Origin of the sequence: Mesorhizobium sp. C120A, assembly GCF_030323105.1 — a bacterium.
GTDB lineage: Bacteria > Pseudomonadota > Alphaproteobacteria > Rhizobiales > Rhizobiaceae > Mesorhizobium.
Map to the genome: position 1 here is coordinate 116670 of NZ_CP100476.1, position 13984 is coordinate 130653.

At 63.7% G+C, this 13984-nt stretch carries 12 protein-coding genes; 8 read left to right on the top strand and 4 right to left on the bottom strand.

The features are described 5' to 3' along the window. Positions 1-68: 68 nt before the first annotated feature. Complete coding sequence (locus NL532_RS00580; protein WP_023685130.1) at positions 69-533, top strand: nuclear transport factor 2 family protein; 465 nt, start codon at positions 69-71, stop codon at positions 531-533. Between the two features lie 66 nt (positions 534-599). Beyond that, positions 600-1154 carry a TetR/AcrR family transcriptional regulator gene (locus tag NL532_RS00585; protein WP_023685131.1) on the top strand — a complete coding sequence of 185 codons (555 nt, stop codon included), beginning with the start codon at positions 600-602 and terminating at the stop codon, positions 1152-1154. Between the two features lie 4 nt (positions 1155-1158). On the opposite strand, the gene NL532_RS00590 is transcribed toward NL532_RS00585, so the two are convergent. From NL532_RS00590 to NL532_RS00605, 4 genes are all read right to left on the bottom strand, one after another. Further along, entirely contained in the window at positions 1159-1917 is a 759-nt protein-coding gene (locus NL532_RS00590; protein ID WP_245270186.1) for an MBL fold metallo-hydrolase, read from the bottom strand. Positions 1918-1969: 52 nt separating this feature from the next. Beyond that, on the bottom strand, positions 1970-2815 hold the full coding sequence (locus tag NL532_RS00595) for an aldo/keto reductase (RefSeq protein WP_023685133.1): 846 nt from the start codon (positions 2813-2815) through the stop codon (positions 1970-1972). Between the two features lie 92 nt (positions 2816-2907). Beyond that, positions 2908-3291, bottom strand: coding sequence for a CopM family metallochaperone (gene copM / locus NL532_RS00600; RefSeq protein WP_023685134.1), 384 nt, complete (start codon positions 3289-3291; stop codon positions 2908-2910). 43 nt (positions 3292-3334) lie between these two features. After that, positions 3335-5848: a heavy metal translocating P-type ATPase gene (locus NL532_RS00605; protein ID WP_023828573.1), complete on the bottom strand. Its 2514-nt coding sequence runs from the start codon at positions 5846-5848 to the stop codon at positions 3335-3337. Between the two features lie 176 nt (positions 5849-6024). Here NL532_RS00605 and NL532_RS00610 point away from each other — a divergent pair, with 176 nt between their 5' ends. From NL532_RS00610 to NL532_RS00635, 6 genes are all read left to right on the top strand, one after another. Next, complete coding sequence (locus tag NL532_RS00610; protein ID WP_023690024.1) at positions 6025-6867, top strand: glycosyltransferase family 25 protein; 843 nt, start codon at positions 6025-6027, stop codon at positions 6865-6867. Positions 6868-6900: 33 nt separating this feature from the next. Then, entirely contained in the window at positions 6901-9696 is a 2796-nt protein-coding gene (locus NL532_RS00615) for a [protein-PII] uridylyltransferase (RefSeq protein WP_023690023.1), read from the top strand. Positions 9697-9772: 76 nt separating this feature from the next. Beyond that, positions 9773-11380 (top strand): murein biosynthesis integral membrane protein MurJ, encoded by a 1608-nt coding sequence (murJ, locus tag NL532_RS00620; RefSeq protein WP_023712866.1) that lies wholly within the window; start codon positions 9773-9775, stop codon positions 11378-11380. A gap of 172 nt (positions 11381-11552) precedes the next feature. Then, positions 11553-12620 (top strand): tryptophan--tRNA ligase, encoded by a 1068-nt coding sequence (trpS, locus tag NL532_RS00625; protein WP_023672858.1) that lies wholly within the window; start codon positions 11553-11555, stop codon positions 12618-12620. A gap of 101 nt (positions 12621-12721) precedes the next feature. Further along, positions 12722-13213, top strand: coding sequence for a universal stress protein (locus NL532_RS00630; protein ID WP_023672856.1), 492 nt, complete (start codon positions 12722-12724; stop codon positions 13211-13213). A 201-nt stretch (positions 13214-13414) separates the two neighbouring features. Next, on the top strand, positions 13415-13984 hold the full coding sequence (locus NL532_RS00635) for a NifU family protein (protein ID WP_023685140.1): 570 nt from the start codon (positions 13415-13417) through the stop codon (positions 13982-13984).

A 13984-nucleotide genomic window follows, 5' to 3' on the forward strand; every position in this document is an offset into this window, starting at 1 on the left:
TTTCGGCCTTGACCAATTGTACCGATTGGTACAATGCTCGCCATCGCCTTTGCCGATGGGAGAATGACATGAGCCGTCCGCCGCTGCCGCCCTTCACCGCCGAGACCGCCGCGCAGAAGGCTCGGCTTGCCGAAGACGCCTGGAACAGCCGCGATCCCGAACGGGTTTCGCTCGCCTATACGCAGGACAGCACCTGGCGCAACCGCGCCGAGTTCGTCTCGGGCAGAAATGAGATCGTCTCCTTCCTCACGCGCAAATGGGCTCGCGAGCTCGACTACCGCCTGATCAAGGAGGTCTGGACCTGGAACGACAACCGCATCGCGGTGCGCTTTGCCTATGAATGGCGCGACGACAGTGGCCACTGGTTCCGCTCCTACGGCAATGAGAATTGGGAATTCGACGCGGCCGGGCTGATGCGTAGGCGCGTCGCCAGCATCAACGACCTGCCGATCGCCGAGGGTGAGCGCAAATATCACTGGCCGCTCGGCCGCCGACCGGACGACCATCCCGGCCTGTCCGAACTCGGATTTTAGAATATGATCCCTAGAGCTGTGTCGCGGTTTTCGGCAAAGATCATGCTCAAGCGGAAAAACTAGCGCATGCGCAGGATCGCGCCCGATCGCGCCGATTTGCTCTCCATCATCGGCGAGGTTTTCCGCGAACACGGCTATGAAGGGGCGAGCCTGGCGCGGATCGGTGCGGCGACCGGCCTAGGCAAAGGCAGCCTTTACCACTTCTTCCCCGGCGGCAAGGAAGAGATGGCGGCGGCTGTCATTGCCCATATAGATGGCTGGTTCGAGGAGAATGTCTTCGTGCCGTTGCAGGACAGGGCCTACCCTCGCACGGGTATCGATCGGATGTTCGAAGCGACCGACAGCTATTTCCGCTCGGGACGCCGGGTGTGCCTGATCGGCGCCTTCGCGCTGGACGAATCCCGCGACCTCTTCGCCATTGCGATCAAAAGCTATTTCGGCCGCTGGGTGGCGCATCTTGCCGAAGCGCTGACCCGAAGCGGGCACAGCGCTGCCAGGGCGGACGAACTCGCCGAAGAAACGGTCGGCGCCATCCAGGGCGCGCTCACGCTGGCGCGCGCCTTCGACGACACCGCAGTGTTTTCGCGCGCGTTGCGACGGGCGCGGGCGGCGCTCGGCTAGAGTGCTACAAGGGCTCGAAGCGGAAAGCCGTCTCGGTTCGAAAAACCCGGCCGACGCCGGGCGAATCAAGATGCGCGCCGGCGACGTAGCAGTCGTTGTTGGCCGCAAGCGCCAGCATTTGCAACCGGCTTGCCCTCGCCTGCTGCTGGTCTGCGTCGAATTCCCACGTGATCTCGGGTCGAGCGAATTGAAGCGACGGCACATGTACGATGTCGCCCCAGATCAACAGTGTTTCGCCTGCGCTCACAACGCGAAAGCAAGTGTGGCCGGCTTCATGGCCAGCGGAGCCGATCGTATCGATGTCAGCGCTGACGCGCTGTCCAGCATCGAGAGGCTGGGCGCGATCGTGGAAGCATTCCAGCCTCGCCACGTCGCGAAACATGCCGAGCTCAGCGCGCGGGACAAGCAGGCGAGAGAGCTGCGGGAAGCCGTCGCCACAATCGGCAAGGATGAGCCCGTGTATATGGTCAAGATGGGTGTGGGTGAAAGCAACAGTCCGAATCCGGTCGGTGGCGATCTTCGCCTCGCGCAGCGCCTCGGGCAGGTGCCCCATTGTCGGGTGCCAGGCGTTCGAAGCCCCTGTGTCGATCAGCGTGATGTCGTCGCCGTCATCGATGGCGAAGGCGTTGACCGACAGCCTGAGCGCACCGTCGACGAGCGGTACATGCGAGGGCAGGTTGTCACCGAATGTCCGGTCTCCGGGCTGGCGCAACCGCCTGATTGGCATGTCGACGTAACCGTCGCGCAGCGACGTGACCGTCATGGCTCCGACTCTATACGCCGTATGATGATACCCGGTCGAAACCCGTTCCAATCTAGATCATCTCCAGCCCGCGCTTGCGCGTCGGCGGTGGAAAGGCGCGGTCGAGTTCGGCGAGGTCTTCGGCCGTCAGCTCGATGTCGAGCGCGGCAACATTCTGGCGGACATGCTCCTGGCTGCTCGCCTTCGGGATGGCGATGACACCGGGCTGCGCCATCACCCAGGCAAGCGCGATCTGTGCTGCCGTGGCGTTGTGGCGGGCGGCGATGGTTTCCAGCCTGGAATTGCGCGCCAGCGCGCCCTGCTCGACCGGCGAATAGGCCATCAGCGGGATGCCGCGCTGCCGGCTCCACGGTGCGAGATCGAATTCGGGGCCGCGCCGCGACAGATTGTAGAGCACCTGGTTGGTCTGGACATGATTGCCAGACGACAGGCCGGTCAGCTCCTCCATTTCGTCGGTGTCGAAATTGCTGACACCCCAGTGGCGTATCTTGCCGGCCTCCTTCAGCGCCTCGAAAGCCTCGACGGTTTCAGATAGAGGCACACTGCCCGGCCAGTGCAGGAGATAGAGATCGATGCGGTCGGTGCGCAGGCGCTTCAAGCTGTTTTCGCAGGCCCGCGCCACGCCGGCGCGCGAGGCATTGGACGGCAATACCTTGGAGACAAGAAAGAGTTCGTCGCGGCGCCCGGCAATGGCTTCCGCTACCACCTCCTCGGCGCCGCCGCTGGCATACATTTCAGCGGTGTCGATCAACGTGATGCCGAGGTCCAGCCCGAGCTTCAGGGCATTGACCTCGCCGGCGCGGCGGCGGGAATCCTCGCCCATCTTCCATGTGCCCTGTCCCAGCACCTGGACGGCCTCGCCCGAAGGCAGTGTGGTGGCTCTTATCGTCGATGGCATGTGGGCTCCTGGCGCCGTGTAATCGATGCGAATGGCATCACAAGCACGGAGAGAAATCCAGAATGAATCTCTCCGGCATGGCCGTTGCTGCCTTACTTCGCCGGATGGGCGGCGAGCCAGGCCTGCATCTTGGCGATCTCGGCTTCCTGCGCGGCGATGACATCTTCGGCCAGCTTGCGGATTTCGGGATCCTTGCCATTGGCGAGTTCCACCTTGGCCATGTCGATCGCGCCCCGATGATGCGGGATCATGCCGCGCACGAAATCGACATCGGCATTGCCGGAATATTCGATCATCATGTCGGTGTGCATCTTGTCCATCGCCGCCTTGTAGCCGTCGGTCGAAGGACCTTGCGCGCCCATCGCGCCCATGTCGTGTTTCATCTCTTCGGATTGCGCCGGGACGCTTTCGAGGAAAACGGCAAGCAGCATTCCCGCCGCCATCATCAAAAGCACGATTTTCTTAGCCAAGGTCATCCATGATCTCCTGTTGATTGAAATTCGTATCTGGGGGCTTTGCTCAGAGTTTCAACGTCCGCAGCCGCAATGCGTTGGCGATGACCGAAACCGAAGACAGGCTCATGGCCGCCGCCGCCAGCATCGGCGACAAAAGCGTGCCGGTGAGCGGATAGAGCACGCCCGCAGCAACCGGCACGCCAAGCACATTGTAGAGGAAGGCGAAAAACAGATTCTGGCGGATGTTGCGGATCGTCCCCTGCGCGAGCGTTCGCGCCCTGACGATGCCGTTGAGATCGCCCTTGACCAGCGTAATGCCGGCGCTCTCGACAGCGACATCGGCGCCGGTGCCCATGGCGATGCCGACATCGGCGCTGGCCAGGGCCGGCGCATCGTTGACGCCGTCGCCGGCCATGGCGATGCCGGCACCTTTCGCACGCAACTCCTCGACAAGGGCTGCCTTTTGTTCCGGCAGCAGGCCGGCGCGCACCTCGTCAATGCCAAGGCTTTTGGCGATGGCGCGCGCCGTGCGCTCGTTGTCGCCGGTCGCCATGATGATCCGCAAGCCTCTGTCGTGCAGCGCCCTGATCGCCTCGGCTGTCGTTGCCTTGACCGGATCGGCGACCGCGACAATGCCGGCCAGTCTTTTGTCCACCGCAACGAACATCGCCGTCTTGCCCTCGGCCTGCAGCGCCTCAGCTTTCGCCGAAAGGGAAGCGGTGTCCATGCCCACGTCGGCCATCATGGCGGCGTTGCCGAGAGAAACCTTCCTGCCAGACACCGTGCCGGATACGCCCTTGCCGGTGACGGCGTCGAAGCCGCTGGCCTCGATGAGCGTCAGCCCGCGTTCGCCGGCGCCGCCGACAATGGCCTCGGCCAGCGGATGCTCCGAGCCTTTTTCCAGCCCGGCGGCGAGCGCCAGCAACTCATTCTCGGACAGGCCGTCGGCAGCGACGACATCGGTCAAGCGAGGCTTGCCTTCGGTCAAGGTGCCGGTCTTGTCGACGATCAACGTGTCGACCGAAGCGAAGCGCTCGAGCGCGGCCGCGTCCTTGATCAGCACGCCCGCGTGCGCCCCGCGCCCGGTGGCGGTCATGATCGACATCGGCGTCGCCAGGCCGAGCGCGCAGGGGCAGGCGATGATCAGCACCGAGACCGCCGAGACGATGGCAAAGATCAAGCTGGGTTCGGGACCGAAGATCGCCCAGGCGGCAAAGGCCGCGAGCGCGACCAGCACGACGGCCGGCACGAAGTAGAAGGAGACGCGATCGGCCAGACCTTGAATCGGCGCGCGCGAACGCTGCGCCTTTGCGACCAGCTCGACGATGCGCGAAAGCGTCGTTTCGGAGCCGACCTTTTCGGCGCGCATGATCAGCGAACCGTTCTTGTTGAGCGTGCCGCCGGTCAAGGCATCGCCTTTCGTTTTTTCGACCGGCAGCGGCTCGCCCGAGATCATCGATTCGTCAACGGCGGAACGGCCTTCCGTTACAGTGCCGTCGACCGGCACGGCGTCGCCCGGACGGATGCGTAGGTGGTCGCCGGTCTTGACCGCAACGAGCGGCACGTCGGTGTCGGAGCCGTCCTCCCCGATCAGCCTTGCCGTCTTCGGCGCCAGGTCGAGCAGCGCACGGATGGCCGAGCCGGTCTTTTCGCGCGCCCGCAATTCGAGCACCTGACCGAGGAATACCAGCGCGACGATGACGGCGGCTGCCTCGAAATAGACCGGCACTGTGCCGCCATGACCGCGGAACTGGTGTGGAAAAATGTCCGGGAACAGAGTGGCCGCCACGCTGTAGAGATAGGCAGCGCCGACACCGAGCGAAATCAGCGTCCACATATTGGGGCTGCGGTTGACCAGCGACTCCCAGCCTCGGTGGAAGAACGGGAAGGCCGCCCACAGCACGACGGGGCTGGCCAGCGCCAATTCCAGCCAGACCATCGTTCGCCCGTCGACAAACGCCTGGAACGTCAGGCCGAGCATCGGCGCCATGGCAACGATCAGCAGCGGCAGGGACAGCACCGCGCTGACCCAGAACCGTCTGGTGAAGTCTACCAGTTCGGGGTTCGGGCCCTCATCGCCAGTGGGAACGCCCATCGGCTCAAGCGCCATGCCGCAGATCGGGCAGGAGCCGGGCTTGTCTCTTACCACTTCGGGATGCATCGGGCAGGTGTATTGCGTGCCTTTCCGCACTGGCGACGGCGTCGGCCTGTCACCGAGATAGTTTTGCGGCTCGGCCTCGAACTTCGCCCGGCAGCCGGCCGAGCAGAAATAGAAACCCTGGCCTTCGTGGCGGAAAAAATGCCTGGCGGTAGCGCGGTCGACACTCATGCCACAGACGGGGTCGGTGGCGGTCAGGTATTTTTCGGGCCCGGCGACGAATTTCGTACGGCAACCCTCGCTGCAGAAGTGAAAGAGACGGCCGCCATGCTCGGCCGTCGGCTTGCCCGCTGCCGGATCGACGCTCATGCCGCAGACCGGATCGCGCACCACTGCTTCGGCGGCCGGCTCAGCAGCCTTTGCCGTACAGCAGTTGCCATCGGCCGCGTGCGCGTGGTGGTGATGCTCGGAATGCGCCATCGAAAAGTGCCTTATATCTGTCTGGGTGAGGAGGTAGTGCTTCCAGTAACTGGAAGGTCAAGGGGCGATTTCCACTTTTCGATCGTGGCCGTCATCGCGCACATCGAGGGAAAATCGCTTACGCAACTTTGTTCCCATGCTATGGACGCGCGTCCCACTGCATCGATCCCACCCAAATGAAATGCCTGATTATCAATCTCGATCGGTCCCGCGATCGCCTCGCCCATGTAACGGCGGAGTTCGCGCGCATCGGCATCGCCTTCGAGCGGGTCGCCGCCATCGATGCGCGAGATCGGCCGGATCTGGCCGAAATGCCGCAGGGCAAGAAGCATTTGCGCCTGGCCGACGCCGAGATTGCCTGCCTGCTCAGCCACCAACAGTGTTGGTCGACGATCGCTGCAGGTGAGGATGCTTACGCGGCGATTTTCGAGGACGATGTCGTTTTCCCGGACAAAGCCGGCGCTTTGCTTGCCGATGCGGGCTGGATTCCCGCCGATGCGGACATCGTCAAGTTGGAAACGTTCTTCAACCGGACCGTAATTTCACGCAAGCAAGTTGCCTGCGGCCACGGTTTTTCTGCGAGCAGACTGCACGGGCTCCATATCGGTACGGCGGGATACATCCTGTCCAGACAGGCCGCGCGGGACCTTCTTGCGGCAACGAATGAGATCAGCATTCCCGTCGATCACCTCATCTTCAATCCGCGTTTTGCTACCTCGTCCGACAAGGTCATTTACCAACTCGTCCCAGCATTGTGCCTGCAGGCACAATTCCTCGGCGACAGTCCGGTGAGATTGCCAAGCCTGCTCAAGCAGGAGCGAACAGAGGAATGGGTGGCAAGCGGGATAGGTAAACGGCGCCCCAGGCCAATCACCGCCAAGGTAAGGATCGAGACCAGGCGGTTGACGCGGCAGATCGCCGATCTCTTCCGGCTCCGGCGCGAGATGATCATCCCTTTCTGGTATCGCGGCCGACGCGTCCGTCCGCCCCATACACAGCGCCGTGAAAACGCGCTATAGACGCCGCGCAAAGGCGAGGCCCACCGGCAATCCATGGCAAAAATCTCCCTCAAGCTCGACGCGCTGATCGACAGCGAGGCTTTGCGCCGCGACATGACGGCGCTGATCTCGGCCGCCAGCGGCATCGAGCCCGGCGCGCGCGTCGGTGCGCTCCGGCTGCTGAAGGATCGGCTGACCGAGGGCCGCAAGGTTGCCGAGCGCATGCTGATGGACGATGGCAGCGGCACGGCCTGCGCCGCCCGGCTGTCGCATCTGATGGACGAGATCATCCGCGCCCTCTACGAGTTCGCCGCGACCCACGTCTACCGGGTGAAAAGCCCCTCGACCGCAGAGCGCATGGCGGTCGTTGCCGTCGGCGGCTATGGCCGCGGCACGCTGGCGCCGGGCTCCGACATCGACCTGTTGTTCCTGCTGCCCTACAAGCAGACGCCGTGGGGCGAACAGATCGTCGAATATATGCTCTATATGCTGTGGGACCTCGGGTTGAAGGTTGGCCACGCCACCCGCAACATCGACGAGTGTCTCAGGCTGTCGCGCAGCGATATCACCATCCGCACCACGATCCTGGAAGCGCGGTTCCTGTGGGGCGAACAGAAGCTCTTCGACGAATTGCTCACCCGCTTCGACCATGAAGTGGTGCGCACCACCGGACCGGAATATGTGCAGGCCAAGCTCGCCGAACGCGACGATCGCCATGCCAAGGCCGGCGAAAGCCGCTATCTGGTCGAGCCCAACGTCAAGGACGGCAAGGGCGGCCTGCGCGATTTGCAGACGCTGTTCTGGATCGCCAAGTATTTTTATCGCGTGCGCACCGGCGAGGAATTGGTCGAGAAAGGTGTCTTCACCGAGGCCGAGTACCGCGAATTCCAGAAGGCCGAAGACTTCCTGTGGGCGGTGCGCTGCCACATGCATTTCCTCACCGGCAAGCCAGAGGAACGGCTGCATTTCGATATCCAGCGCGAGATCGCCGAACGGCTGGGCTACACCACCCATCCCGGTCTGTCGGCGGTCGAGCGCTTCATGAAGCATTACTTCCTCGTCGCCAAGGATGTCGGCGACCTCACCCGCATCTTCTGCGCCGCGCTCGAGGAAGAGCAGGCCAAGCATGTGCCCGGCTTCAACCGCATCTTCCTCACCTTCCAGCGCCGCAAGCGCAAGCTGGCAGGCACGTCGGACTTCATTGTCGACAATCACCGCATCAACGTCGCCGACGACAGCGTGTTCGAGCGCGACCCGGTCAATCTGCTCAGGCTGTTCTGGTTCGCCGACAAGCACGGGCTGGAGTTCCATCCCGATGCGCTGAAGCTGCTCACCCGCTCGCTCGGTCTGGTCAACAAGTCGCTGCGGCGCGACGAGGAGGCCAACCGGCTGTTCCTCGACATCCTGACCTCGGACCGCAATGCCGAGCTTAATTTGCGGCGCATGAACGAGGCCGGCCTGCTCGGCAGGCTGATCCCCGATTTCGGCAGAATAGTCGCCATGATGCAGTTCTCGATGTACCACCACTATACGGTGGACGAGCACCTGATCCGCTGCATCGGCGTCTTGGCCGAGATCGAGCGCGGCGACGGCGAAAAGGTGCATCCGCTCTCGCACACGCTGATGCCGGGGCTAGAGAAGAGCCGCGAGGCGCTCTATGTCGCGGTGCTGCTGCACGACATCGCCAAGGGCCGGCCGGAGGATCACTCAGAGGCCGGCGCCCGGATCGCGCGCCGCATCTGCCCGCATATGGGGCTGTCGGCGGCCGACACCGAGACAGTCGCCTGGCTGGTCGAGAACCATCTGGTGATGTCGATGACGGCGCAGACGCGCGACCTCAACGACCGCAAGACGATCGAGGATTTCGCCTCGATCGTGCAATCGGTTGAGCGGCTAAAAATGCTGTTGATCCTGACCGTCTGCGACATCAGGGGTGTCGGGCCGGGCGTGTGGAACGGCTGGAAGGGCCAGCTCCTGCGCACGCTCTACTACGAGACCGAACTGCTTTTGACCGGCGGCTTCTCGGAAGTGTCGCGCGCCAAGCGGACGGCGGCGGCGCGCGAGCGGCTGGCCGAGGCGCTGGCCGATTGGCCGGACAAGGCCCGCAAGCGCTATGTCGGCCTGCATTACGAGAACTATCTGCTGACGGTCGACCTCCCCGATCAGCTGCGCCATGCCGAATTCATTCGCGAAGCCGACGCGGCAGGCAAGAAGCTCGCCACCGTGGTCAGGACCCACCAATTCGAGGCGGTGACCGAGATCACCGTGTTGGCGCAGGATCATCCGCGCCTGCTTTCGGTCATTGCCGGCGCCTGCGCGGGAGCCGGCGGCAACATCGTCGACGCGCAGATCTTCACCACGTCCGACGGCCGCGCGCTGGACATCATCCTGATCTCACGGGAATTCGACCGCGATGAGGATGAGCGCCGTCGCGCCGAGCGCGTCGGCCGGCTGATCGAGGACGTGCTGTCGGGCAAGAGCTGGCTGCCGGAGATGATCGAGAAGCGCACCCGGCCGCGGCGCGGCGCCAAGGTGTTCAAGATTCCGCCGCGCGCCGAAATCCGCAACACGCTGTCGAACCGGTTTTCGGTGATCGAGGTCGAGGGACTGGACCGGCCTGGGCTGTTGTCGGAAATCACCAGTGCGTTGTCCGATCTCTCGCTCGACATCGCCTCGGCTCACATCACCACCTTCGGCGAGAAGGTGATCGACACTTTCTATGTCACCGACCTTACGGGGCAGAAGATCGACAACCCGGCACGCACCGCCACCATCCACGCCAGGCTGATCGCGGCGCTTGAAGGCGTTGTCCCAGAGCGCGGCGGCAAGGCCAAGGCGGCGGCCGAGTGACCATCACTTTGTCCCAATCACCCCCTTTGTCCCAATCATCCCCTTTGTCCCAACCATCCAGGCAATCTCCCCGCGCATGAGCCTCGTCAAGAAATTCGCCACGGTTGCGTCCGGCACGCTGATGAGCCGCGCCCTTGGCTTTGGCCGCGAGATGCTGATGGCTGCCGCACTCGGCACCGGGCCGGTGGCGGACGCCTTCAACGCCGCCTTCCAGTTTCCAAACACGTTTCGCCGGCTGTTTGCCGAAGGCGCTTTCAACGCCGCCTTCGTGCCGCTGTTTGCCAAGGAGATCGAGACCCACGGCACCGACGGCGCCAAGCGCTTTTCGGAGGAAGTGTTCGGCGTCCTGTTCACCGCACTTCTGGCGCTGACCATCGTCATGGAATTGGCGATGCCGCTGATCGTGCGCTATCTCGTGGCGCCGGGCTTTGCCGACACGCCGGGCAAATTCGAGACGACCGTCCTGCTGGCGACGATCATGTTCCCGTATCTCATCTGCATGTCGCTCGCAGCGATGATGGCCGGCATGCTAAATTCGCTGCGCCGCTATTTCGCGGCTGCCGTGGCGCCGGCTTTCCTCAACATCATCCTGATCAGCGTGCTCGGCTACGCCTGGTACCACGGCATGGATGCCCGTGAGGTCGGTTTCAGCCTGTCCTGGGGCGTGCTGGCGGCGGGGCTGGTGCAGCTTGCCATCGTCTGGGTGGCGGTGCGCAATGCCGGCATCGCCATCGGCTTTCGCCGGCCGAAGATGACGCCCAACGTCAAGCGCCTGCTGATCCTGGCGCTGCCGGCGGCGATCACCGGCGGCATCACCCAGATCAACCAGCTGATCGGCACGGCGATCGCGTCGGCGCAGGACAGCGCCGTGTCCTCGCTTGCTTACGCCGACCGCATCTACCAGCTGCCGCTCGGCGTCGTCGGCGTTGCCGTCGCCATCGTGCTGTTGCCGGAGCTGTCGCGGGCGCTGAAATCGGGCAATCTGGTCGAGGCGGCCAATCTGCAGAACCGCTCGGTCGAGTTCACGCTGTTCATGACCTTGCCGGCGGCGGCGGCCCTTTGGGTAATGGCGGAGCCGATCGTGCGGCTGGTCTATGAGCGCGGCGCCTTCGCCGCCAACGGCTCGACGCCGACCGTGGCCGCGATCCTGGCGATTTTCGGCCTCGGCCTGCCGGCCTTCGTGCTGATCAAGGCCTTCACTCCCGGCTATTTCGCCCGCGAGGATACGCGCACGCCGATGATGTTCGCCGCCATTTCGGTCGGCGTGAACGTGATCACGGCACTGACGCTGTTCCCGAGCATGGGCGCGCCCGGCATTGCGGTGGCCTCGGCCGTGGCCGGCTGGGTCAACGCTGTGATGCTGCTCGCCGTGCTGATCCGACGCGGCCATTGGGGCCGCGACGTGCCATTGCTGAAGCGCATTCCGCGCCTGGTGCTGTCGGCTGCGGTGATGGCGGTGGCGCTCTATTTCGCCGAGCACTGGCTGGCCGTCAGGCTCGGCCCCGGCTCGCCACTGGTGATCAAGGCCGTGACGCTTCTCTCATTGGTAGCCGGCGGGGCGCTGCTCTACTTCGTCACGGCTTTCGCCACCGGCGGCGCCGATTTCGGAATGATCCGGCGCAATGTGAAACGCGGCTCGGGCAAGGCAGCGGCGCCAGCGCCAAAGGCCGATCTGGACGAATAGTCCGGGCGAGCTAACAGCAACATCGGTCTTGATCCTCTCCGCCCCTTCGTCCATAAGCGCGCCGTCGCAAGACTTTCGCCGCGCGTGGTTTCCAGCCGCGTGATTGGCTCCGAAAAGTCTGCAACTTTTCGGAATCACGCTTATACGGCCCTCCACAAGCCATGAGGAACCCATGACCGCCTTCAAACAGCTCGTCTTTTCCGGGGTACAGCCGACCGGCAATCTGCATCTCGGCAACTATCTCGGCGCCATCAAGAAATTCGTCGCCCTGCAGGACACGTCAGACTGCATCTATTGCGTCGTCGACCTGCATTCGCTGACGGCACAACTCGTCCATGACGACCTCGCCGACCAGACCCGCTCGATTACCGCGGCCTTCCTTGCCTCCGGCATCGACCCGAAGAAGCACATCGTCTTCAACCAGTCGCGGGTGATGCAGCATGCCGAGCTTGCCTGGATCTTCAATTGCGTGGCGCGCATCGGCTGGATGAACAAGATGACGCAGTTCAAGGACAAGGCCGGCAAGGACCGCGAGAACGCCTCGCTGGGCCTGCTTGCCTATCCCTCGCTGATGGCGGCCGACATCCTGCTCTACCGCGCGACCCATGTGCCGGTGGGCGAGGACCAAAAGCAGCATCTGGAGCTGACCCGCGACATCGCGCAAAAGTTCAATAATGATTTTTCGAGCCGCATCGCCAGTCTTGGCGTCGGCGTCGAGATGCAGGTTGGCGAGGAGACGGTAAACGGGTTCTTCCCGATAACCGAACCGGTGATCGGCGGGCCGGCGGCGCGCATCATGAGCCTGCGCGACGGTTCGAAGAAAATGTCGAAGTCGGACCCGTCCGACCTGTCGCGCATCAATTTGACCGACGATGCCGACACCATCTCGAAGAAGATCCGCAAGGCCAAGACCGACCCGGAAGCGTTGCCAAGCGAAGTCGACGGACTGGAAAGCCGCCCGGAAGCGGAAAACCTGGTCGGCATCTATGCCGGGCTGGCCGAGATGTCGAAGGCGGACGTGCTGAAGGAATTCGGCGGCCAGCAGTTTTCCGTGTTCAAGCCGGCGCTCGCCGACCTTGCCGTGGAAAAACTGGCGCCGATCGCCGGCGAGATGCGCCGTATCGAGGGCGACCGCGCCTATGTCGACGCGGTGCTGAGAGACGGCGGCGAACGCGCCGGCGCGCTGGCTGAGACCACCATGAAGACGGTACGCGACATTATCGGCCTGTTGCAGGGCTGATCCTACCGTCAGTGCACCGCACCATTCTGGCCCAAGGCCGGCGGCTTGCCGCCGGTCTGTCGCGGTGGCAGATTGCGGCCGAAAACATCGAGTAGATAGACATGGTCTCCAAACGCCTCAGTCGCGAAGCCGGCCATCGCAGGAAATTCCTGACGATCATCGACGACACGCCGGAGTGCGAGCGCGCCGTCGCGTACGCCTCCAAGCGGGCGCAGAGCACCAGCGGCACGCTGGTGCTGCTCTACATCATCACACCGGACGACTTTCAGCACTGGCTGGGCGTCGAGAAGATCATGCGCGAGGAAGCCAACGCCACGGCGCGCGCGGCACTCGACGGCTACGCCAACAAGGTGCGCCAGAAGCTCGGCATCGAGCCCGAGATGGTGGTGCGCGAAGGCAAGCCGACCGAAGAGATCCACAAGCTGATCGAGGAAGACCAGGACATCGCCATCCTGGTGCTGGCGGCAGGTGCCGGCAAGGAAGGACCTGGGCCGCTGGTCGGGGCTGTTGCCGGCAAGGGCGCCGCCTTCCCTATTCCCGTCACAGTGGTGCCGCAGAACCTTTCCGACGAGGAGATCGACAGCCTCGCATAGAGAGTGATGCCGGAAAGTGTGAAGCGGTTCGGATAACATCACGATCCTGGATTTATAGCCCGCGCGGGATTCATCCCCAGCCAGCAAAGACATTCCGCCAGCCAGCCGTTTTGAGCGACGCGTTTCGCTTGAATGTCCAGCAGATTGAGCCTATTTAGAACTATTCCAAACTAGCTGCCCGACTGGGGCACGGAGACGGCCATGTTCATCCAGACCGAATCGACGCCGAACCCGGCAACGCTGAAGTTCCTGCCCGGCAAGGAAGTCCTTGTTGAAGGCACCGCCGATTTCCGCGACGCCGACAGTGCAGCCAGCGCCTCGCCGCTGGCCGGCCGGCTGTTCGAGATCCCCGGCGTGACCGGCGTCTTCTTCGGCTATGACTTCATCACCGTGACCAAGGACGGCCCGGACTGGCAGCACCTGAAGCCGGCGATCCTGGGCGCCATCATGGAGCATTTCATGTCGGGCGCGCCCGTGATGGTCAACGCCGGCCCCGCCGCCGAGACCAGCCAGACCGGCGAATTCTACGACAAGGCTGACGAGCAACTGGTCATCACCATCAAGGAACTGCTCGACACCAGGGTGCGCCCGGCGGTTGCCCAGGATGGCGGCGACATCACCTTCCGCGGCTTCGAGAACGGCACCGTGTTCCTGCACATGAAGGGCGCCTGCGCCGGCTGCCCGTCCTCGACGGCGACGCTGAAGCACGGCATCCAGAACCTGCTCCGCCACTTCGTGCCGGAAGTACAGCAGGTCGAGCAGGTCTCCTAA